This window comes from Sedimentibacter sp. B4 (assembly GCF_000309315.1).
Lineage (GTDB): Bacteria > Bacillota > Clostridia > Tissierellales > Sedimentibacteraceae > Sedimentibacter > Sedimentibacter saalensis.
Map to the genome: position 1 here is coordinate 34009 of NZ_CANG01000906.1, position 21509 is coordinate 55517.

The window sequence follows — 21509 nt, forward strand, 5'->3', positions numbered from 1 at the left end:
TCTTTACATTGAAGACAAATTATAACACAACAAAATAAGCTTGTCAACTAATATTTTAATTATTGTTTCCAAGGTTTTGGCATATAAAGATCTTCAAAAACTTTCATAGCATATCTGTCTGTCATTCCGGCTATGTAATCTTTAATTATTTCACTTTTTGTAAAATCATTGTCCTTGTATATTTTAAGATAAAATTCCGGAAGACAGTCAAAGTTGTTGATGTAGTACTCAAATATTTTTGTAACAATGAACGTTGTTTTGTTTTCTTCGCTCTTTGCTATTTTGTTGTAATACACATTTTCGAACAAAAAATCACGAAGCTCCTTAGTGAGATCAGATATACCCGTGCTCATTATTATTTTGTTTTTGTTCATGCTGTTGTTTATTACATCAAGGATCATGGTATTTATTCTTTGACCATGAGAGGAACCAAGTTCATTTAAAAACTTTTCCGGTATTTGACCGGGTTTTATGATGTTTGCCCTGGAAGCGTCGTCTATGTCGTGGTTTATGTACGCAATTCTGTCTGATATGCTTACAATCTGACCTTCCAATGTTGCAGCCTTGTATCCCATGGGATGATTTAAAATTCCGTCCCTGACTTCATATGTTAGGTTAAGTCCTTGTTTATCATTTCTTATTTCAAGAAAATCAACAACCCTTAAACTTTGCTCGTTATGCTTGAAACCCGTGAGGCAAAGCTGATTTAATATTCTCTCCCCTGTATGACCGAAGGGTGTGTGTCCCAAATCATGGCCAAGAGCTATTGCTTCTGTTAAATCTTCATTGAGATTTAAACTTCTTGCTATGGTTCTTGATATCTGAGATACTTCAAGTGTGTGTGTAAGTCTTGTTCTGTAGTGGTCTCCCTCCGGAGACAAGAAAACTTGAGTTTTGTGCTTAAGCCTTCTGAAGGCTTTTGAATGAAGAATTCTGTCTCGATCTCTTTGATAATCAGTCCTGATTTCACATTGAGGCTCTTCAACTGCTCTACCTTTAGAAAATCTGCTTTTAGCAGCATTTTCCGATAAATGATCCAATTCAAGTTGTTCGTATCTCTCTCTTATATTCACTACATCACCTTCTATTTTTATTTGTTACTGTCTGCTATGTAATCAAGTATTATAGAAGCCGTTTCTTCCACAGCCTTGTCTGTTGTGTCTATAACTTTGCATTTAAGCATTTTCATCACTTTTTCCGAATAATCAAGTTCAGCAAAAATTCTTTCCATGCTTGCGTAATTTGCAGTATCTTTAAGTCCCATTGCCTTGAGTCTTTCTTTTCTTATTTTATTAAGATTATCAACATTCAAAGTAAGACCTATAATCTTTTTAGGAGAAATAAGCTTTAATTCTTCAGGCGGACTCACTTCCGGCACAAGTGGTATGTTTGCAACCTTTAAATTTTTATGTGCCAGGTACATGGATAACGGTGTTTTTGAAGTTCTTGACACACCAACAAGGACAACATCCGCAAGAAGTATTCCCCTTGTGTCTTTACCGTCGTCATATTTAACTGCAAATTCAACTGCTTCAACTTTTTTGAAATATTTTTCATCAAGCTTCCTCAAGAGCCCCGGTTCATTTTTAGGAGACAATCCAAGCTGCTTAACAAGAGGAACCAGTATAGGCGTCATAACATCAACTGCTCCTATTTTGTATTCTGCTGCTTTTAGTGTAAGATAATCTCTCAGTTCTTCCACTACAAGGGTGAAAACTATAAATGAATTTTCCTTGGACGCTTTTGCAATTAAATTGTCTATTGCTTCCTTGTCGTTTACATATGATATTCTTTTAACGTCAAACTCTGCTGTTTCAAATTGTCTGATAACAGCCTTTGCAACTTGTTCTGCAGTTTCTCCGATTGAGTCGGAAACCGCATATATGTTTATTTTTTCCATAGATACCTCTTTACTTGGTTATTTCCAACAGAGCTTTTGTCAAGTTAGTCTTTGAAATTCTACCAACGGCCTTTATTTTGCCGTTAGGAAGCTCTGTAACGATTGGTATGCAGTCTATTTCATTATCTATTATTTTTTCGGCTGCTTCAACTATTGTGTCATCTTCAGTGCAGTACACTATTTTAGGCATTCTTGTCATTATGACACCCACAGGAACAAGATTCAGGTCTTTTCCGCCCATGGCTGCTTTCAAAAGGTCTTTTCTCGATATTACACCTTTCAGAGCATCATCTTCAACAACAAAAAGGGTCCCGACATTCTCCAAAAAAAGAGCAACTATAGCGTCGTAAACGCTTGTAGATTCTACAACGTTTATTGGAAGTGACTTTATGTCGGAAACCTTTATGCTGGACAATTTTTCATATATGTCCTTATTGTTTTTTTTGTTTGAAATATAATATCCAACCTTTGGTTTAGCATCGATTAAACCGCACATAGACAATACAGCTAAATCAGGCCTTAATGTTGCTCTGGTAAGGCCTACTTTTTCAGCTATGGATTCACCTGTTATGGGCTGATGTTTTTCTATTATTTCTATAATAAGATTTTGTCTGTCCGATAGTTTAATAGGAATCTCCTCTTTTCATTAGCAATTGAGTTAATATAAAAATGAATTTAACAATTGGATAGCTTTTTGCTATCCAATTGTATTAAAAGTATCAATTGTTAGAAGTTTATTTTTGCATTTATGAAATCAACTAAATCATCTATTTTAACTCTTACCTGTTCCATTGTGTCTCTGTCTCTAACTGTTACAGCGTTGTCTTCTAATGAGTCAAAGTCAAATGTTATGCAGTATGGAGTTCCGATTTCATCATGTCTTCTGTATCTTTTTCCAATGCTTCCTGCATCATCATAATCGACATTGAAGTTTTTCTGCAGTTTGTGGTAAAGTTCTGTAGCCTGATCATTTAGCTTCTTTGTAAGCGGGAATATTGCTGCTTTATATGGAGCCAGTGCAGGATGAAGCTTAAGAACAACTCTGTCTGTTCCGTCTTCAAGTACTTCTTCGTTGAATGCGTCAAGAAGAAGTGCAAGCATAACACGGTCAGCTCCAAGTGATGGCTCGATGCAGTACGGTACATATTTTTCGTTTGTAACAGGATCCTGATATGTTAAATCTTCACCTGAAGTTGTTATGTGTGCCTTCAGGTCAAAATCTGTACGATCTGCAATTCCCCAGAGTTCTCCCCATCCAAACGGGAACAGGTACTCTATGTCAGAAGTTGCATTGCTGTAATGTGAAAGCTCAGCTTTTTCATGATCTCTGAAACGAACATTTTCTTTTGTCATACCAAGGTTCAAAAGCCAGTTCATGGCATACTCTTTCCAGTAGTAGAACCATTCCATGTCTTCTCCCGGTTTACAGAAAAATTCTAGTTCCATTTGCTCGAACTCTCTTGTTCTGAATGTAAAGTTGCCAGGAGTTATTTCGTTACGGAATGACTTGCCTATTTGTCCTATTCCGAAAGGAATTTTCTTGCGTGTGGAACGAGCCACATTTTTAAAGTTTACAAATATGCCCTGTGCAGTTTCAGGTCTTAAAAATATTTCAGCCTGAGAATCTTCAGTAACTCCCTGGAATGTTTTAAACATCAGGTTGAATTTTCTGATTGAAGTAAAATTTGATTTGCCGCATTCAGGACATTCAATTTTATTTTCTATTATGTATGTTTCCATTTCAGAGTTTGACCAACCGTCAACAACCTGAGATTCGCCTTTTTCATGCATGAAATCTTCAATCAATTTGTCAGCTCTGAATCTTGACTTGCATTCTTTGCAGTCCATAAGAGGATCACTGAATCCTCCAACGTGTCCTGATGCAACCCATGTTGTAGGATTCATGAGTATAGCAGCATCAAGTCCAACATTGTATGGGCTTTCCTGTATGAATTTTTTCCACCATGCTCTTTTTACATTGTTTTTAATTTCAACTCCCAAGGGACCGTAATCCCACGTGTTTGCCAATCCACCGTAAATTTCTGAGCCAGGAAATATTATACCTCTTGATTTTGAAAGAGAAACTAATTTCTCCAGCTTGTTTTTTTCATTTTTTGCCATGATTTCCTCCATTTAATAAATATTATTTTAGGATGAACTGATTAAATACAAAAAAATCTCTCATCCCGTATAGGGACGAAAGATTAATTCCGCGGTTCCACCCTATTTGATGAAGCTTTTGCTTCATCCTCTTTAAACAAAGGACTCCAAAGTTCCCTTCATCCATAATTCATTACCGTATCCCACCAACTCCGGCTCTCTTAGAAATCACTATGGACTACTCCTCTTTATCACAGTCTCAACATTAACTATAATGTAACAAATTAAAGTTTTTATGTCAAGATTTTCTTTTAAAATTCGTCATTATTTTTATTGAAAGAGTTTGTTATGTCGTCCTTTAGGTTTTCTGCGCCTTCCTTCATATCCTGCATTGCATCCTTCACTGCGTCAACTCCCTGATCAACCTTTTGTCCAAGGTCAATAACATTGCCGTCTGCCTGAGTAATTTCAACAGTACACTGAGTAAGAAGAGCTGCTGTGATTCCTGCCGCAGACAAAAAAGGTGCTATAAAAGCTCCAATAAGGCCTGCAGTAATAGGAACATTGATTATAACTTCATTGTTTTTCTTGATTGTAAGCCTTGTTGCATTGCCCTTGGATAAAATGTCCTTGAGCTGATTCATGAGCTGTTCGCCTTTATTTTGACCAGAACTTGTTTTGCTTTTGTTCATGTTTTCAATGAGAATTATTGCTTCAAGAACATCTCCCCCTGCATCATCAAGAGCTTGTTTTGCAGTTGAGTAATCAGTGTTTGTACGTCTTAAAATCTCGTCGATTTTTTGTAAATTGTCATTTTCCATAGTTTACCTTCCTTTTAAATGAGCTTCAATGTAGTAAAATTATCTCTCCCTATGTAATAAAACAAAAATTTTCTGATTATATTCATAGATTTAATATTTACTTCAATTGAGCCTAAATTTTCAAATTTTGTCTTTAAAATTTTATCCAAAGTTAGTATTTCACCATAAGTGACATTTATACCGTTTCCATATTTTACGCAGTCGCTGCAGAACAAGCCTCCTTCACTGATTGAAAACCTCGCATCTTCCTTAATTGTTTTGCCGCATGAAATGCAGTGAACAAAGTCCGGCTTGTACCCAAGCATTGATGCAAGTTTAAGTTCATAGGCAGCAACAAGCTTATCAAGATTTTCCACGCTGTTTGCAAGGTATCCAAGAACCGCCACAGTCATGTCAAAAATTCTGTAATCATATTCATTTTCCTGAGCCACATAGCTTATGAGCTCAAGAATGTAGCTTCCTCTGTAATATGAATCGATATTGTTTTTAAGTCCGTAAAAATTATCAATGAGTTCTGCCGATGTTATTATATACATATCCCTTGAAAATGTCAGAGAACATTTTGAATATGCAAAAATCTGAGACACATTGACAAGATGTGAGTTAGGCTTTTTGGAGCCTTTTGACATGAGCTGAATTTTGCCTCTTGTTCTTGAAATAACGTGAAGAATTTTATCATTCTCCTTGTAGCTTACATCTCTGACAACAAGAACATCCTCGGTTATCATTTCTGATCATAGCCAAGGCTTTTTAAAAGATAATTGTTGTCGCGCCAGTTTTCTGAAATTTTAACAAAAAGCTGCAGATTCACCTGACTTCCAAGGAGTTTTTCTATGTCTTCCCTGGCACTTTTACCTATGCCTTTTATCTTTCTGCCTTCTTTTCCTATAATAATGCTTTTATGTGATTTTTTCTCACACAAAATACTGGCTCTTATGTCAACGAGATTCCTGTTTTTTCTTTCCTTCATTTCCTCAATTTCAACGGCAATTCCATGGGGAACTTCATCCTGCAGATACATAAGCGCCTTTTCTCTTATTATTTCTGCAACAACAAAACGCTCCGGTCTGTCTGTTATAAAATCGCCGGGAAAATACATGGGTCCAGGCTTTAAATATTTTTTTATGATGCTTACAAGCGAATCAACTCCCAGATTTTTAAGTGCTGATATGGGAATAATATCGTCAAATACATTGTATTTTCCGAATTCTTGTGCCATGCGAATTGCTCCAGCCTGATCAAACATGTCAACCTTGTTTATAATAAGTATTTTTTTCGAATTGACATTCTTGATTTTTTCAATTATGAACTCGTCACCAGGCCCTATTTTATTGAACTCGTCTGTTATCATAATTAATACGTCCATTTCTTCAAGAGCAGCATCAACTTCAGTGTTCATAAATTCGCCCAGCTGATTTTTTGGCTTGTGAATTCCCGGCGTATCCAGAAATACTATTTGTGCTTCTTCGTCAGTGTATACAGTCCTAATTTTATTTCTAGTTGTCTGTGGCTTATCTGACATTATTGAAATTTTTTCACCTATCATTGTGTTCATCAATGTTGATTTCCCAACATTTGGTCTGCCTATTATTGTTACAAATCCTGATTTAAACATTATTTCCCTCTTTCTTTTGTTAATCCAAGTCTTCCGGCCCGAAACTGTTCGGGAGAAGTTCTTCCAATGTATGTACTTCGTACTGATCTATATTTTTAGCACATATAACCTTTATATCTCTACCAAATTCTCTAAGAAACTGCCTGCACACACCGCATGGGAAAGAAATTTTCTTATCACTTCCCACAACTGCAATTTTTTCTATATCTTTGTATCCTTCTGATATGCTTTTTGAAAGAGCAACTCTCTCTGCACATATGGTTGGAGTGAACGCTGCAGATTCTATGTTGCATCCTGTGAAAATTTTTCCGCTTTTAGTGTATACGGCTGCTCCTACCTTAAAGTTAGAATATGGACTGTATGATTTTTCCCTGGCCTCCATGGCAATTTTTATCAATAGTTTATCTTCCATAATACCCGCCTTTTTAATTCTTTTCTATTTCTACATTGTCTAAAAAATTCACAACCTGTATCCAGGTATTGCCCGGATTTAATTTTATTTCTTCATTTCCTGAGTAAAATTTAGTCCTTGAAGCTTCTTTGCTTTTGCTCCAGGTTATTTCAACTGCTTCACCATTTGTTATGTATATACCTCTTCCTTCACCAACTGTGCCTATATACAGCCTTCCTGCGCTGTCAAGCACACTTTTTTTTGTTTCAATAATTATTATGTTTTTTGTACTGAGCTGTTTTTTATCTAGTTCATCAACATGCTTCTGACCGTCTTTGAACCTTAAATATACTTGAAGCTCTTTGTCATATTCATAGCTGGTTGTGTTGCTTTTATTATATGTAATATTTATATTTTGTGCAGAAATGATGTCTTTGTAATCTTTTGAAATGTTATGAGGCTTTTCATTGAACAGATACCCTTCAAAGTTACCTTCTTTTCTGTAACCGTATGAAGCTGCCTCATCACGTATAGATTTAACAGTTGTGTACATGTTGTGAGGCGCCTTCTTTCCAGTGTCGTAATATCTCCACATGGCTCCTGAATAAAGCCCGTCAACATCCGGGCAATCAAGGCGGTCAATTTCTGAAAAAGCGTCTTCACTTCCGCCTACATGGACAAAAATTCCGTCATTTTCCATTGCATAATAAATTATATAAGGCCTTGCGCTCCTCACGGGACCTATCATTTCAGGCTCTTGAGCATGAAAAATACACAGATACCTCGTGTATGGATACTCAACTTCAAACTCATATATTATTTCAGCCTGAGAAAGTCCTGCTTGCCATCTGGCATCCGGATGGTTGTCAATTGAAACAGCCACAGGACGATTTTTAAGTTGTTCGGGAAAATATTTAAGCCCGTCAAGAGGAGAAACAACCTTGCCTTTATCTTCATCTGTTTTGTCTTCAGCATTTTCTTCAGAATCTATTATTTCCATTTCACCCGATGTATTTTCTTCGGAAGGAACTGCTTCTTCCGCCGGGTTTTCAGAAACAGAAGTTTTCTTTGAACATGCTGCTGCAAATAAAAGCATTGCAATAATTAAAACAATAAAAGTCTTTTTTATCATGGATCATCCTTTGCAATTTATTTAAACAACTGAAGTTCTTTCATGATTTCTTTTTCTCTTTGTCTCATTTCTTCCTTTTCAGAAGTTGTCATGTGGTCATATCCAAGGAGGTGCAGCATACTGTGGACCGTAAGATAAATCATTTCTCTTTCAAGGCTATGTCCGAACTCATTGGCTTGTTCAATTATTCTTTGAGTTGAAAGGACAATATCACCCAGGATTATAACGCCGTCAAATTCATCATCGTCATCCATAGGAAATGACAATACATCTGTTTCGCTGTCAACATTTCTGAAGTCTTTGTTAAGACTTCTTATTTCTTCATTTGAGACAAAAGAAACGCTGACTTCATAGTTCCCTGACTGATTTTCTGCCTTTAGGACTGTTTCGACAGCAGTTTCTATTGCCTTTTCATTAGCCTCTGTAATTTCCATTATGTCTTGTCTGTTATCAAATAAAACACTTATCATTATTTGGCCTCAAATCTTTCATATGCTTTTATAATATCCTGCACAAGCTTGTGTCTTACAACATCTGATGTGTGGAAAAACATGAATCCTATATCTTCCACATCCTTTAAAATATTGATGACGGATTTAAGTCCTGATTTCTTGTCTCCCGGAAGGTCTATCTGAGTTATATCTCCAGTTATAACAGCTTTTGAGCCGTATCCAAGACGTGTCAGGAACATTTTCATCTGCTCATTTGTTGTGTTTTGAGCTTCATCAAGAATTATAAATGATGAATCTAATGTTCTTCCCCTCATGTATGCCAGAGGAGCAACCTCAATCAGCTGTTTTTCAACATTTTTCATGAAGTTTTCAATTCCCATTATGTCAAAAAGAGCATCATAAAGAGGTCTTAAATACGGGTCAACTTTATCCTGCAAATCTCCAGGCAGGAACCCGAGCTTTTCTCCTGCTTCAACAGCAGGCCTTGTAAGAATTATTCTTTCGACTTCTTTCTTCCTGAACGCATTGACAGCGGCAGCAACTGCAAGATATGTCTTTCCTGTACCTGCAGGGCCAATGCCGAATGTTATGTCCTTATTGTTTATCATGTCGATATATCTTTTTTGTCCCACGGTTTTTGCTTTTATGACTCTTCCTGATGCTGATGTTACAATGACATCCTTTAAAATTTCATTATAATCTATGTTGTAATTTGTTTTATTTGCTTCAATGAGATAGACTACTTTCTGGTCGCTTATTTCTCCTTCAGTATCTATTACGTTTATCATATCTTTCAATATTTTGCTCACGGATTCAACTTTAGACTTTTCGCCGGTTACTTTAATCTCTTCGTTTCTCACCAGAATGTTAACAGCAAAATAACTTTTTATTATTTTAATGTTTTTGTCGTGTATTCCCAAAAGTCTGATTAAATCATCTTCACCCGACAGTATTATGCTTTCTTCAAATAACTCCATTTATCCTCCTTGGTTTTCTTCATTTATTTCGTCTTGTGCATCAGTCATGGGATAAATTTTTACCGATTCGCCAATGTCTTCCATAACTTCTATCTGTGCTCTTAAATAATAAAACTGGTCATCCTCTGTGAAGTTTATGGATGATTTCAATATTTTTGAGTCATTATTGCATTTTTTTATAAGGTCGTCGTACATGGCAACCTTCATTTTATTCTGAGCCGTATTTTCATCTATTTCGATTTTTTTTACAGTCTCTTCATAGTATACACTTTTTACAATCTTTATATTAGTTAAACTTGACAGTATGGGAACAGCAATTGTTCTCTCTTTATAAGTATAATTTTCATATGGTGCTTTGTCACCTATTATTTTAACATTTTTACCATTAATTTTCAAGAAGAAACGAACTTTGCTGCTATCTGTTGATATATTCACATCCCGTATTTTTTCTTCTTTCATTTCAAAATTATAATATGTCTTTGCATAAATAATTCCGTCCGATGGAACCATTACAAATTCTTCGGAATTTTTATTTTTTATAATGCCCATAATCAACGTCTGACCTTCATAAACAACGTCTCCTTCTTTTACTACAGGCTGACCGCTTTTAGCTATGACCTTGCTAATGATTGCATTTTTCTTTGATACGATGCTTGAGGGCTCATTGTTCTTGAATTCTGCAGGTTCTATATTTTTTTCCTTTACAAATATGATCAGGTTTGAACCTTCCACATAGACTTCAACAAACTTAAAGTTGTCAAAATTTTTATAAAGCATTGTTTCAATAGATTTTGTCTCAAGACTTCCCTGAGATACAGGAACCTTTATTTCATTTTCTTCTAGAACCAATTTAATTTTTTTTGCAGTTAAATTGTTTGTTCCTATTACTTCAACATTCCATACAAGAGAAGACAAAAGATAAAGGCATATGGAAAGTATGAAAATGCCTGCAACAAATCCCTTGCGCACCTTAATTTTTCTTAAATTAAGTGCAAATCCCTTCTTTTTTATTGTTTCCATCTTAGTTTCTTTTATAATGTCCTGGTATTTTCGGTAATCATCGTAGGATATTTTAAACTTGATTTCGTCATTTTTCTTTTCAATATCCCACATAACAATTCCTTTTTTTCTGAGTAAATTCATGATTTTTTCGAAGTTTGCATCTTTTAGGCGAACCAGTACATAGCCCCTTATTAAATACATCAACTTAAATATCAGCATATTTACTCCTTGCTAAATATAATTTCTTTTATTTCTCCTTTTACTATAACTTTAAAGCTGTTAATTTCTTCTATTTTAAATTTTGAACCCTTTATCAAAATGTTCTGCTCATTGGTTTTTATTCCAACTTCATTGTCTTCGTATACTATAATTCCTGTGTGGTTTTCAATTATTACTTTTTTGTTGCCGTGCATTCGAAGATCAAAATTGTCCGAAAACGCATCATTTGGAATTTCCAGATTGTCTGCCAGATAGCTTCTAAAATTGTTAAATTTGCTCATACTGTCCTCCCTCCATATATCCTTACAATAAATTATGCTTGTTTATGGAATACTATGATACGCGTTTTGGTACAAATAAAAAAACCCCGTTATTTTCGGGGTCTTTACCTACTTTATATATTTAGCCACGATTTCATTTATGTGTTTGCCGTCAGCTTTGCCTTTTGTTTTAGGCATTATGAGAGCCATTACCTTACCCAGATCTTTTTTGGTCTGAGCGCCGGTTGTTTCGATTGCTTCTTTAACAATCGATTCAAGCTCTTCATCTGACAGTTGAGGCGGTAAATATTCTAATAGTATTTTGATTTCTTCATTGGTAAGATCAATAAGATCTTGTCTGTTGCCTTTTTCAAAGTCAGTAATTGAATCTTTTTTTTGTTTGATTTGTTTAGCTATTATATCCAGAACATCGTCATCGCTTAATTCTACTCGGTTGTCAACTTCTTTTTGTTTAACAGCTGCTCTTACCATTGTAACAACATTTTTTCTGACTTTTTCTTTAGATTTCATGGCTTCTTTAAGGTCATCCATGAGTTTCTCTTTTAAAGGCATACTTTCACCTCTTTATCTTGCTTTTTTGTTTTTCTTTCTACGAGCTGCTTCAGCCTTCTTTTTACGCTTAACGCTTGGCTTTTCATAGTGCTCTCTTTTTCTTACTTCAGACATAACACCTGTAAGTGCACATTGTCTTTTAAATCTTCTAAGAGCATTATCGATAGACTCGTTTTCTCTAACCTTTACCTCTGTCATTTTGCTACCCTCCCCTCGTCTTCTACTACTGTATGTCCAAGACACCAGCGAGTTTGAAATAGCACTCATTTATTATATAACATAGAATAAGTAAATGCAAGAAATTTATGATAAAGTTTCTGACAATTTTTTTCCACCAACTAAGTGGAAATGCAGATGCTTTACAGACTGGCATCCGTCTTCGCCGCAATTGCTGATAACTCTGTATCCAGAATCTTTAATATTTTCCTTTTCAGCAATTTTATTAATAACTTCGAATATTTCTGCTACTATATGACTGTTTTCACTTGTAATTTCGTTCATTGAAGAAATATGCATTTTGGGTACTACAAGTATATGTACAGGCGCCTGAGGATTTAAATCTTTGAAGGCTACTAAATTATCATTTTCAAATACTAATTGTGATGGTATTTCTTTGTTTGCAATTGCGCAAAATATGCAATCCATTTTTTCACCTCTCATATATTATAATCAAATAGCCGTATATTCACCCGTTAAATAATCATTTTCAACATTATTCACATGAACATCAACTATTGTGTTTCTAATATTAATATCACTTTTTAACAAAACTTTCAAGTAGTTTGTTGAGTATCCTTCAAATAAATTTTCTGTTTTTTCAGTTTCGACGAGCACAGACACATCTTTTCCCACATATTTTTTCATGAACTCGTTGGATACTTCTTCGCCGAGCTCAATTAAAACCTTGCTTCTTTCAGATTTAACCATGTCGTCAACCTGATTAGTCATTTCTGCAGCTTTTGTTCCTTCCCTTATGGAATATTTGAACACATGGATTCTGGAAAAACGTATTGCTTTTACAAATTCCATTGTTTCATTAAATTCCTCTTCAGTTTCTCCGGGGAAGCCCACAATTATGTCAGTTGTAATTCCGGCATGAGGCATATATTTTCTTATAAGCTCCACATTATTTTTATACTGCTCGGCTGTGTATTTTCTGTTCATTCTTTCAAGAACAGAATTGCTTCCGCTTTGCAGCGACAAATGGAAGTGGTCACAGGTTTTTTCAAGAGATGAATATCGTCTGATGAAATCTTCTGTTATAAGATTTGGTTCAAGTGAACCAAGTCTTATCCTTTCAATTCCTTCAACTTTATTCATGTCTTCTATAAGCTTTATAAGGGCATCCTGCTCTTTTATTTCCTTGCCGTATGAAGAAATGTGTATACCGTTTAGAACAATTTCCTTGTAGCCGTTTGCTGCAATGTCTTTAACTTCCTTCACTATGTCGTCGTGGTTTCTGCTTCTTATAGGACCTCTCACATAAGGAATTATGCAGTAAGAGCAAAACTGGCTGCAGCCGTCCTGTATTTTTATGTTGGCTCTTGTTTTGTCATGGACAGAGCTTATTTTTAATTCTTCAAAACATTCCTGTCCATGGAAATTTTCAATTATAACCTCTGAATCCTGTTCCATGTGGGATAATTTTTCTTTAAGCAATTTTCCGATGTTTCCTTTGTTTTTTGTTCCTATTATAATGTCAGCAGTTGTATCCTTGCTTATTTTTTCACCGTGAAGCTGGACGCTACACCCAACAGCTACAACAATTGCATTTGGATTAACTCTTTTTGCCTTGTTTATAAATTGTCTTGATTTTCTTTCACTTTCATTTGTAACTGCACATGTGTTTATTATATATATGTCGCTGACACTTTCCTGAACAACTTCAAAGCCTTCTTTTTCAAGAAGTTCTGACATTGCTTCGGTTTCAAACTGATTTACCTTGCAGCCTAATGTAGTAAATGAAACTGTATATTTTTTATTTGTATCTTTGTTGTTCAAATTTCTTCTCCTAATATGATATGTCCTTCATTTGATTAAGGAACTTTTAGATAATAACATACTTGGTCAAAACTTTCAAGATGAAAGCCAAAAAGCATTTTCTACAATGTTAATTGAATTTTCTTCCTGAATTATTTCCACAACGTCAAACTGGCAAAAAATATCATCCCTTCCTATTTGCATAAGGTAATATTTTGCCGCAGAAATAATTCTTCTTTGTTTGTAAGGAGTTACAGCTTCTCTGGGATAGCCGTGCTTTGTATTTATTCTTCCTTTAACTTCTATGAAGTGGGTAACACCGTCTTTTTCTGCGATTATATCTATTTCCCCAAGGCGGCAGAAGAAATTTCTATTTTTGATGTTAAAATTATTTTCCAGCAAGTATTTTTCAGCAATTTTCTCATATTCAAATCCCTTGTTCTTATCGTACATAGGAACCTCACAATATGCCTTAAATGTAGTACATCATGGAATCCGTACCCTTGTTGTATTCGTTGATTAAATCTTCCAGAGTCATGTTGTCAATTATCTGGTACAGTTTCTGGTCTATTTTGTCCCATAAATTCATTTTAATGCAATGTTCGATTTTACTGTTGCTTTGTTCTTCCTTGACAACTGACAAATCGCCTTCAAGTGCTCTTAATATGTTTCCTATGGTCACTTCTGATGTCTTGCCGTTAAGAAGATAACCTCCCTGTGAACCTTTTACACTTTTTACTATTCCTGTTTTTCTCAGAGCGGAAAAAACCTGCTCCAGATAATTTTTTGAAATATTCTGCCTTTCTGCAATGCTAATCAATGAAACATAATCACCGTTTGAATTGATACACAGATCCATTACTGCACGCAGACCATATCTGCCTTTTGTTGATATTTTCATATTTTCACCCTGCCGCTATCTTTTCAAGGAACCAAGAATTCCTCTTATGAGCGACTTTCCTATTTCTCTTCCGATGGCACTCATAGCTGAATTTGCAGCCTTTTCGGTAGGTGTCATCCTGTTGGATTTTTTACTGTTTTTTTTATACTTTTTTGCTTCTTTTTCTTTTTGTTCTCTTATTTTTTGTTTTTCTATTCTTTCTTTTTGACTGTCAATGTATTCCTGTTGTATTCTTTTTTCTTCCCTAATAACTTCAAATGCTGATTTTCTGTCCACTTCCTCTGAATATTTGCTGTATAATTTTGAGCCTGCAATAATTTGATTTCTTAATAGATCATCAATTGTTCCGAACTTACTTTGAGGAGGCAGTACAAAAGCTCTTTCTACAACAGAAGGTCTTCCTTTTTCATCAAGCATGGAAATTAAAGCTTCTCCTGTGGCAAGTTCTGTTATTGCTTCAACTGTGCTGAATTTCTGGTTCTGGCGGAAAGTTTCAGCAGCTGCAATAACTTTTTTTCTTTCAGCGGGAGTATACGCTCTTAAGGCGTGCTGAATTCTGTTTCCAAGCTGAGATAGAACATCATCAGGCAAGTCCGTAGGGCTTTGAGTTATAAAATATACTCCGACTCCTTTGGAGCGTATGAGTCGTACCACCTGTTCAATTTTATCAAGCAATATCTTTGGAGCATCCTCAAACAACAAATGTGCTTCATCAAAGAAAAATACCATTTTCGGCTTTTCCAAGTCTCCTTCCTCAGGAAGATTTTCAAAAAGCTCTGACAGCATCCACAATAAAAATGTTGAATACAAAGAAGGATTTAAAAATAGTCTAGGACTGTGTAAGATATTTATGTAGCCTTTATTATCTGAGTCAACTTTCATCCAGTCATTGAAATCAAGCTCAGGTTCACCAAAGAAATATTCTCCTCCCTGGTCTTCAAGGGCAATCATGTTTCTTAAAATGGCTCCAATGCTTTGAGAAGATATGTTGCCGTAGTCAAGGGTATATTCCTTTGCATTATCTCCCCTATCCATACTTTATTATCAGAAAACATAATTTCTCCTTTCATCTTCATCGTTTATTTATATTATTTTACCAATATGCATACTATTTTACAACATAAAAAAATCGCCGTAGCGATTTTATCTGATTCCCTTGTCGTATGGAATACCTTCAGCCCTGGGTGCCTGTGAACTCTTGGAGAAAAATGCAAGCACAATAAGAGTTGCAATGTAAGGAATCATTTTGTAAACCTCGTTGGAAATGGGAAGACCTTTTAAAAAAGGAATTCCTGAATATGCTGATGCAAATGTCTTCATAATGCCAAAGAAAAATGCTGCAACAAATATTTTTTTTGTTCTCCATTGTCCGAATATAAGCACGGCTAATGCCAAGAATCCATAGCCTGCTACCGTTGCATTGAAGTTTGTTGATGTTGGTACTACAAAAACAAGCCCTCCTATGCCTGCAAGCGTGCCGGAAATAATAACACCTGCGTATCGGATTTTATATACATTTATTCCAACTGAATCTGCAGCTTGTGGATATTCTCCGCATGCCCGAAGCCTCAAGCCAAATTTTGTGTGGTTTATTACTACTTCAGAAATTATTGCTATGGTAATTCCTATAAAAGTTGTTATGTAACAGTTTTGAAATAAAATTGGTCCTATTAACGGAATGTCTCCTAAAATAGGTACTTTTGCAATATGGAATGTATCCGAAAACTGAATTTGCTGGACACCCTGCACCATTCTGGCAACAAATATTGCAAATGCAGGAGCAAACATGTTCAGCGCCGTCCCGCTTATTGTTTGGTCAGCCTTCATATTTATAGATGCAAAGGCATGAAGCAGCGAAAATATTGCACCTGAAAGTCCTGCAACTAAAATTGCAAGTATCAGAAGAAGCTGTCCGCTTAATCTATCCTGAAAAATGCTTATGAAAGAAATGCTTATGAAAGCTCCCATAACCATTATTCCTTCAAGGGCAATGTTTACAATACCGCTTCTTTCGGAAAACATTCCTCCCAGGGCAACAATGAGAAGAGGTATGGCAAAAAACATGGTCTGCTGGGAAATGAAATATATGGTGTTCATATGCTTTCATCCTCCTTTACTTTTTTCTTGCTGAACTTGAAAATTATGTTTTTAAAAAGAAGAGCAAATGCTCCGCAGTAAATAATCGCAGCAATGATTATGTCTATTACTTCAGGGGCAAATGAATAAAGCTGAAGATTCACTCCGCCTACTGTTATGTGGGCAATGAAAAGACCAGCAAATAAAATTCCAATTGGATTTGACATTCCAAGAAGTGCAACTGAAATCCCGTTGAAACCCTGAGGAGCAAGGATGTCAACAACCTGCAGATATTTTCCTGAACCTGCCAGATACAAAAGACCTCCTCCTAATCCTGAGAGAGCTCCAGCAATAACCATTGAAAGAATTATGTTTCTTCTTGCATTTATTCCTGCATACTTGCTTGCATCCTTGCTGTAGCCGCATGCCTTGAGCTCATAGCCGAAAGTTGTTTTATTTATAAGAAAATATATGATTACAACCATTAAGACAGCTATTAAAATTCCTATGTTTATATTCTGGCTTCCAAAAATCTTGTCAAGGCCTGCTTTTGGAATTATTGCAGATTTTAAAACAGGAAGGCTTTGATTTTTGATTTTGTCATGTATGTTTGAAACTATGAGCATGTTCACAAAGTACATTCCTATGTAGTTCATCATTATGGAAGAAATTACTTCATGGACGTTAGCAACTGCTTTAAGTATTCCAGGCAAGAGTCCCCACAGAGCTCCTGCAATACATGCTGCCAGTAGGGCAACAATCCAGTGGCTGCTTCCTGATAGAAATGTCCACTTTATTCCAACATACACAGCAGCAAAAGCTCCCATGGTAAACTGTCCCGACGAACCTATGTTGAACAGTCCTGTTTTAAAAGCAAAGCCCACGGAAAGGCCTGTCATTATTATGGGTGTTGCATTGTACAGCACATCTCCTATTCCCTTAGCACCGTCAGCAAAACCTCCCTGAATTATTGCTGCAAATCCTGACAACGCTTCAGAGGCATTACTTACAAGAAGTATCACAAGGCCAAAAAGAAGACCTATGGCAATGGCCATAACAGCCGACAAGAAGCTTACACCCCAAGCTGAGTTTATTAAATTAAGCTTTGCTTTTGCTTTCATAGCTATCACTCCTTTTTGAACCTGACATGTAAAGACCAAGCTCCTGCACAGTTGTACTTTTAGGATTTAAATCTCCAACGATTTCTCCTTCAAACATTACAAGGATTCTATCACTTACATTCATAACTTCATCCAGATCAAATGATACAAGTAGTACAGCCTTTCCATCTTCTCTTTGAGACAAGAGCTGATGGTGGATATATTCAATTGCACCAACGTCCAGTCCCCTTGTCGGTTGCACAGCTATGACTATTTCAGGATTCCTGTCTATTTCTCTTGCAACAATAAGCTTTTGCTGATTTCCGCCAGACATTCCTCTTACAATTGAATCTTCGCCCTGACTGCTTCTTATGTCATACTGGCTGATAAGTTTTTTTGCATAATCCCTAACAGCATCAAACTTTATGATTCCATTTTTCTGAAAACGCTGCTGGTAATATGTTTGTAAAACAGCGTTTTCCTTTAAGCTGTAGTCAAGCACAAGTCCATATCTTTGTCTGTCTTCAGGTATGTGAGCAATTCCTTCAATGCATTTGTGACGTATTGATTTTTTTGTAATATCTTTGCCGTTTAAAAATATGTGCCCTGAGTTTATTGCCATTAGGCCTGTTATTCCCTGCACAAGTTCAGACTGTCCGTTACCGTCGATTCCGGCTATACAAAGTATCTCACCCTTTTTAACATCAAAGGAAACATTTTTTACAACGCTTTTCTTTGTAAACTTGTTTGTGATTGTCATGTTTTTCACTTCAAGAACAGGACTTAGATTTTTTACATCTGATTTTTCTATTATGAAACTTACTTTTCTTCCAACCATCATTTCAGACATCTGTTCTTTCGAGGTTGTTTTTACATCCACAGTTCCAATGTACTTACCCTTTCTAAGCACTGTGCACCTATCTGCTGCTTCCTTGATTTCATTCAGCTTGTGTGTAATGAATATTATGGATTTTCCTTCTTCCGTCAATTCTCTCATAATTTTCATGAGCTCTTCAATTTCCTGCTGGGTAAGTACTGCCGTAGGCTCATCAAAAATCAATATGTCGTTGTCCCTGTAAAGCATTTTAAGTATTTCAACTCTTTGCTGCATTCCAACTGTAATATCTGAAATATATGCATCGGAATCAATTTTCAGCTTGTATCGGTCGCTTAATTTCTCGACTTTTTTTCTTGCTTCATCCATTTTTAAAAAACCGTTTATTGTGTCTTCCTTGCCCAAGACTATGCTTTCAAGGACGGTAAAGTTGTGAACAAGCTTGAAATGCTGGTGCACCATGCCTATTCCTAAATCATTGGCATCATTGGGGTTGTTTATTTTTACTTTTTTCTTATCAATGATTATTTCTCCGGCTTCAGGAGTGTACAAACCAAACAGCACGCTCATCAATGTAGATTTGCCTGCTCCGTTTTCTCCCAAAAGGGCATGTATTTCTCCGCGTTCAACCTTGAGAGTAACATCATCCACAGCTTTGAAGTCTCCAAATCTTTTAGTGATATTGTTCATCTCAATCACATAATCCATAATTTCTCCTTCTTCAATATCAAAAAAGTGTCTTCATTATTAAATTTTTTGAAGACACTTTTTACAATTGAATATGCAAATTAATCTATTAAATCTACCACTACTTTTGTTGTTTCAAGTTTAGATGCATCCGCAGCATCCTGATCTCCAAGTATTTTTATTTCTTTGTTTATGATTTTGTTGTAAATAGTATCGTAGTCTTTTTGAGTGAATTTTTCAAATTTTGAAGACTCCATAGGAAGCTGAACTCCTCCTACACCTGCATCAAGATATAAAATTTCTCCGCCTCTGAATTTTCCGCCGTAATATTCAGTCAATGCATCATAAACTGATTTTGTCAGATTTTTCATTGATGAAGTTATTACTGTTTCTGACTCTGAAGACTGATCAACGTCAACGCCTATAACTTTTGTTTTTGCTGTTTCTGCTGCTTTCATTACTGAATTTCCTACGGCTCCGCCGCATGCAAATATAACTTCTGTTCCTTCGTTGTACCATGATGCTGCTTTAGCCATGTTTTCCGGTGTTGCATCAAAGTTTCCTACATATGTGTACTTGATTTTAACTGAACCATCAGCAAGTCCCAGTTCCTTAGCTGCATAATCTGCTCCCTGCACATATCCGAATCCGAAACGTATAACAGCAGGAACTGCAATTCCGCCCATGAAGCCCATTTTTGTATAACCGTCTTTAACTGCTGCGTAGCCTGCCAAAAATCCTGCTTCCTGTTCTGTGTAGAATATAGATAATGTGTTTTCTTTTACTACCGGGGTGTAGTCTCCTGTATGAGGATATCCGTCAAGAATTATGAATTTTATGTCAGGATATTTATCCTGTGCATTGTATACAGGCTTTTCAAACAAATATCCAGGGCACACAATTATTTTTGCTCCTGCTTTCACTGCAAGATCAATTGAAGTAAGATAAGCGTCGTCTGATTTTTCAGAAGGCTTGTAATACTTGTATGTAAGCTTATTCTCTTCTGCGTAAGCAACTACGCCTTCCCAAGCTCCCTGATTGAATGATTTGTCGTCAATTGTTCCTACGTCTGTAATAAGTGCTATTTCATATTTTCCCGATGCACTGTCGCTGCTGGCTTGATTTCCTTGGTCCTTTGTACATGCTGTCATTGCAAATACCATTGCTGTAGCCAATATTAATGAGGCTATCTTTCTCCAAGTTTTCATAATAATCTCCTTATTTTATTGTTTTTTAATTTAAATAAATTTAATAAATCAATAAAAATTTACAACGAACAATATCCTCCCCCCTGTTAATATTCTTTAACATTACCGCCTTTTATCAATTTAATCGCTGAGCTGGTTCCGATTCTGGAACACCCTTCATTGATAAATGCTTCTAAATCATCAAGTGTTTTAATTCCCCCTGCAGCCTTTATTTTCACATTTTTACCTATGTGTTTTTTAAATAACCTTATATCCTCCATGGTTGCACCTCCTGTGCCAAAACCTGTGGATGTCTTAATATAATCTGCAGCAGCTTGTGTAACAGCATGGCACATAGCTATTTTTTCTTCTTCTGTGAGATAGCATGTTTCAATTATAACCTTGACTATTTTTTCACCTGCTGCTTTTTTAACTGCTTCGATTTCTTCTTTTGCCTTGTCATAATCCTTGTTTTTAACATGGCTTATGTTTATGACCATGTCTATTTCATCTACTCCATCCTTAATTGCCTGTTCACATTCTGTTATTTTTGATTCAAGGCAGGAATATCCCAAAGGGAAACCTATTACGGTGCAAATACTGATTTTGTCATGGTATTTCTCGCGAATTCGTTTTATATAAGTGGGAGGTATGCATACAGTTGCTGTCTTGTATTCTATTGCTTCTTCACAAAGAATTTGTATGTCTTCCCATGTTGCAAACGATTTCAAAAGTGTGTGATCAATATGTTTCATCAATTCAAACTGTTCCATTTGTTGACTCCTTATTATCTTTTTACCATTACAGTCTAGCATAAAAAAGTTAATTAGTCAATTTAAAGTCACTGACTAATAATCTTCTATGATTATTCATGTTTATTTACCAGAAGTGAAAACATGTCATAATATTTTTTGTTTTCTTTTTTTAGTGACATGAGTCTTCCGTTTTTTCCAAGAAAACAGTGGCTGCTACTTCCCTCAGCCCTTATTTCGCCAGTGACAAGGTCCGTTACTTCGTAAGTGATAGAAAATGTAATTCCATTGAAGCTTTGGAGTTTTACGCTAATATTTACCGACTGACCGAACCTGGCAGGTGACTTGTACTTGCATTCAACTGCTGTTACAGGGCTAATTATTCCTTCGGCTTCAAGATTTTCATAATTAAGATTTGACTGTTCCAAATAATAAATTCTTGCTTCTTCAAACCATCTTATGTAATTGGAGTGATGAACAATTCCCATCTGATCTGTTTCATAATACTGTACTTTGTGTATGTATTTTTTAATGTCCATAAATACTCCT

26 protein-coding genes and 1 other annotated feature are annotated in these 21509 nt (G+C 35.8%); all 26 genes read right to left on the minus strand.

What is annotated here, in order from left to right; all coding sequences use genetic code 11:
• Positions 1-59 precede the first annotated feature (59 nt).
• Positions 60-1073 (minus strand): deoxyguanosinetriphosphate triphosphohydrolase, encoded by a 1014-nt coding sequence (locus tag BN358_RS14475; RefSeq protein ID WP_019227094.1) that lies wholly within the window; start codon positions 1071-1073, stop codon positions 60-62.
• Positions 1074-1090: 17 nt separating this feature from the next.
• Entirely contained in the window at positions 1091-1900 is an 810-nt protein-coding gene (locus tag BN358_RS14480) for a pyruvate, water dikinase regulatory protein (protein WP_019227095.1), read from the minus strand.
• Positions 1901-1910: 10 nt separating this feature from the next.
• Positions 1911-2534, minus strand: coding sequence for a helix-turn-helix transcriptional regulator (locus BN358_RS14485; RefSeq protein ID WP_306461333.1), 624 nt, complete (start codon positions 2532-2534; stop codon positions 1911-1913).
• Between the two features lie 92 nt (positions 2535-2626).
• The gene (locus BN358_RS14490; protein ID WP_019227097.1) at positions 2627-4021 is read right to left on the minus strand and encodes a glycine--tRNA ligase; all 1395 of its coding nucleotides are present in this window, start codon (positions 4019-4021) and stop codon (positions 2627-2629) included.
• A 68-nt stretch (positions 4022-4089) separates the two neighbouring features.
• Positions 4090-4264, minus strand: a binding site (T-box leader).
• A gap of 47 nt (positions 4265-4311) precedes the next feature.
• A complete protein-coding gene (locus BN358_RS14495) occupies positions 4312-4821 on the minus strand; it encodes a DUF4342 domain-containing protein (RefSeq protein WP_019227098.1) in 510 nt (169 codons plus the stop codon).
• Positions 4822-4835: 14 nt separating this feature from the next.
• Entirely contained in the window at positions 4836-5549 is a 714-nt protein-coding gene (recO, locus tag BN358_RS14500; protein WP_019227099.1) for a DNA repair protein RecO, read from the minus strand.
• Positions 5546-6436: a GTPase Era gene (era, locus tag BN358_RS14505; RefSeq protein WP_019227100.1), complete on the minus strand. Its 891-nt coding sequence runs from the start codon at positions 6434-6436 to the stop codon at positions 5546-5548. Before era ends, recO begins: the two co-directional genes overlap by 4 nt.
• A 19-nt stretch (positions 6437-6455) precedes the next feature.
• Positions 6456-6848, minus strand: a complete 393-nt coding sequence (gene cdd, locus BN358_RS14510) for a cytidine deaminase (protein WP_019227101.1) — start codon at positions 6846-6848, stop codon at positions 6456-6458.
• A 13-nt stretch (positions 6849-6861) separates the two neighbouring features.
• On the minus strand, positions 6862-7959 hold the full coding sequence (locus tag BN358_RS14515) for a DUF3048 domain-containing protein (protein ID WP_019227102.1): 1098 nt from the start codon (positions 7957-7959) through the stop codon (positions 6862-6864).
• 17 nt (positions 7960-7976) lie between these two features.
• Entirely contained in the window at positions 7977-8429 is a 453-nt protein-coding gene (gene ybeY / locus BN358_RS14520) for an rRNA maturation RNase YbeY (RefSeq protein ID WP_019227103.1), read from the minus strand.
• A complete protein-coding gene (locus tag BN358_RS14525; protein WP_019227104.1) occupies positions 8429-9388 on the minus strand; it encodes a PhoH family protein in 960 nt (319 codons plus the stop codon). The genes ybeY and BN358_RS14525 overlap by 1 nt, the downstream gene beginning before the upstream one ends.
• Entirely contained in the window at positions 9389-10609 is a 1221-nt protein-coding gene (locus tag BN358_RS14530; protein WP_019227105.1) for a sporulation protein YqfD, read from the minus strand.
• A gap of 2 nt (positions 10610-10611) precedes the next feature.
• On the minus strand, positions 10612-10890 hold the full coding sequence (locus BN358_RS14535) for a YabP/YqfC family sporulation protein (RefSeq protein WP_019227106.1): 279 nt from the start codon (positions 10888-10890) through the stop codon (positions 10612-10614).
• 108 nt (positions 10891-10998) lie between these two features.
• Complete coding sequence (locus BN358_RS14540; RefSeq protein ID WP_019227107.1) at positions 10999-11442, minus strand: GatB/YqeY domain-containing protein; 444 nt, start codon at positions 11440-11442, stop codon at positions 10999-11001.
• A gap of 12 nt (positions 11443-11454) precedes the next feature.
• Complete coding sequence (rpsU, locus tag BN358_RS14545) at positions 11455-11640, minus strand: 30S ribosomal protein S21 (RefSeq protein WP_019227108.1); 186 nt, start codon at positions 11638-11640, stop codon at positions 11455-11457.
• Between the two features lie 105 nt (positions 11641-11745).
• Complete coding sequence (locus BN358_RS14550) at positions 11746-12087, minus strand: histidine triad nucleotide-binding protein (protein ID WP_019227109.1); 342 nt, start codon at positions 12085-12087, stop codon at positions 11746-11748.
• Between the two features lie 24 nt (positions 12088-12111).
• Positions 12112-13443, minus strand: coding sequence for a tRNA (N(6)-L-threonylcarbamoyladenosine(37)-C(2))-methylthiotransferase MtaB (mtaB, locus tag BN358_RS14555; protein ID WP_019227110.1), 1332 nt, complete (start codon positions 13441-13443; stop codon positions 12112-12114).
• Between the two features lie 75 nt (positions 13444-13518).
• Positions 13519-13875: a YraN family protein gene (locus BN358_RS14560; RefSeq protein WP_019227111.1), complete on the minus strand. Its 357-nt coding sequence runs from the start codon at positions 13873-13875 to the stop codon at positions 13519-13521.
• Positions 13876-13894: 19 nt separating this feature from the next.
• Positions 13895-14323 (minus strand): Rrf2 family transcriptional regulator, encoded by a 429-nt coding sequence (locus BN358_RS14565; protein ID WP_019227112.1) that lies wholly within the window; start codon positions 14321-14323, stop codon positions 13895-13897.
• 15 nt (positions 14324-14338) lie between these two features.
• Positions 14339-15358, minus strand: coding sequence for a helicase HerA-like domain-containing protein (locus BN358_RS14570; RefSeq protein ID WP_019229333.1), 1020 nt, complete (start codon positions 15356-15358; stop codon positions 14339-14341).
• Between the two features lie 108 nt (positions 15359-15466).
• A complete protein-coding gene (locus BN358_RS14575) occupies positions 15467-16420 on the minus strand; it encodes an ABC transporter permease (RefSeq protein WP_019227114.1) in 954 nt (317 codons plus the stop codon).
• Positions 16417-17520, minus strand: coding sequence for an ABC transporter permease (locus BN358_RS14580; protein WP_019227115.1), 1104 nt, complete (start codon positions 17518-17520; stop codon positions 16417-16419). Before BN358_RS14580 ends, BN358_RS14575 begins: the two co-directional genes overlap by 4 nt.
• Positions 17498-19042 (minus strand): ABC transporter ATP-binding protein, encoded by a 1545-nt coding sequence (locus BN358_RS14585; protein WP_019227116.1) that lies wholly within the window; start codon positions 19040-19042, stop codon positions 17498-17500. Before BN358_RS14585 ends, BN358_RS14580 begins: the two co-directional genes overlap by 23 nt.
• Positions 19043-19122: 80 nt before the next feature.
• Entirely contained in the window at positions 19123-20229 is a 1107-nt protein-coding gene (locus BN358_RS14590; RefSeq protein ID WP_019227117.1) for a BMP family protein, read from the minus strand.
• An 86-nt stretch (positions 20230-20315) separates the two neighbouring features.
• Positions 20316-20981, minus strand: coding sequence for a deoxyribose-phosphate aldolase (gene deoC, locus BN358_RS14595; protein ID WP_019227118.1), 666 nt, complete (start codon positions 20979-20981; stop codon positions 20316-20318).
• A gap of 92 nt (positions 20982-21073) precedes the next feature.
• Positions 21074-21499, minus strand: a complete 426-nt coding sequence (locus BN358_RS14600) for a thioesterase family protein (protein ID WP_019227119.1) — start codon at positions 21497-21499, stop codon at positions 21074-21076.
• Between the last annotated feature and the right edge of the window lie 10 nt (positions 21500-21509).

Coding starts and splice junctions, on each gene's coding strand:
- BN358_RS14480 (WP_019227095.1), bottom strand. CDS start 1,900: ATGGAAAAAATAAACATATATGCGGTTTCCGACTCAATCGGAGAAACT.
- BN358_RS14490 (WP_019227097.1), bottom strand. CDS start 4,021: ATGGCAAAAAATGAAAAAAACAAGCTGGAGAAATTAGTTTCTCTTTCA.
- BN358_RS14495 (WP_019227098.1), bottom strand. CDS start 4,821: ATGGAAAATGACAATTTACAAAAAATCGACGAGATTTTAAGACGTACA.
- recO (WP_019227099.1), bottom strand. CDS start 5,549: ATGATAACCGAGGATGTTCTTGTTGTCAGAGATGTAAGCTACAAGGAG.
- era (WP_019227100.1), bottom strand. CDS start 6,436: ATGTTTAAATCAGGATTTGTAACAATAATAGGCAGACCAAATGTTGGG.
- cdd (WP_019227101.1), bottom strand. CDS start 6,848: ATGGAAGATAAACTATTGATAAAAATTGCCATGGAGGCCAGGGAAAAA.
- BN358_RS14515 (WP_019227102.1), bottom strand. CDS start 7,959: ATGATAAAAAAGACTTTTATTGTTTTAATTATTGCAATGCTTTTATTT.
- ybeY (WP_019227103.1), bottom strand. CDS start 8,429: ATGATAAGTGTTTTATTTGATAACAGACAAGACATAATGGAAATTACA.
- BN358_RS14525 (WP_019227104.1), bottom strand. CDS start 9,388: ATGGAGTTATTTGAAGAAAGCATAATACTGTCGGGTGAAGATGATTTA.
- BN358_RS14530 (WP_019227105.1), bottom strand. CDS start 10,609: ATGCTGATATTTAAGTTGATGTATTTAATAAGGGGCTATGTACTGGTT.
- BN358_RS14535 (WP_019227106.1), bottom strand. CDS start 10,890: ATGAGCAAATTTAACAATTTTAGAAGCTATCTGGCAGACAATCTGGAA.
- BN358_RS14540 (WP_019227107.1), bottom strand. CDS start 11,442: ATGCCTTTAAAAGAGAAACTCATGGATGACCTTAAAGAAGCCATGAAA.
- rpsU (WP_019227108.1), bottom strand. CDS start 11,640: ATGACAGAGGTAAAGGTTAGAGAAAACGAGTCTATCGATAATGCTCTT.
- BN358_RS14550 (WP_019227109.1), bottom strand. CDS start 12,087: ATGGATTGCATATTTTGCGCAATTGCAAACAAAGAAATACCATCACAA.
- BN358_RS14560 (WP_019227111.1), bottom strand. CDS start 13,875: ATGTACGATAAGAACAAGGGATTTGAATATGAGAAAATTGCTGAAAAA.
- BN358_RS14565 (WP_019227112.1), bottom strand. CDS start 14,323: ATGAAAATATCAACAAAAGGCAGATATGGTCTGCGTGCAGTAATGGAT.
- BN358_RS14570 (WP_019229333.1), bottom strand. CDS start 15,358: ATGGATAGGGGAGATAATGCAAAGGAATATACCCTTGACTACGGCAAC.
- BN358_RS14575 (WP_019227114.1), bottom strand. CDS start 16,420: ATGAACACCATATATTTCATTTCCCAGCAGACCATGTTTTTTGCCATA.
- BN358_RS14580 (WP_019227115.1), bottom strand. CDS start 17,520: ATGAAAGCAAAAGCAAAGCTTAATTTAATAAACTCAGCTTGGGGTGTA.
- BN358_RS14585 (WP_019227116.1), bottom strand. CDS start 19,042: ATGGATTATGTGATTGAGATGAACAATATCACTAAAAGATTTGGAGAC.
- BN358_RS14590 (WP_019227117.1), bottom strand. CDS start 20,229: ATGAAAACTTGGAGAAAGATAGCCTCATTAATATTGGCTACAGCAATG.
- deoC (WP_019227118.1), bottom strand. CDS start 20,981: ATGGAACAGTTTGAATTGATGAAACATATTGATCACACACTTTTGAAA.
- BN358_RS14600 (WP_019227119.1), bottom strand. CDS start 21,499: ATGGACATTAAAAAATACATACACAAAGTACAGTATTATGAAACAGAT.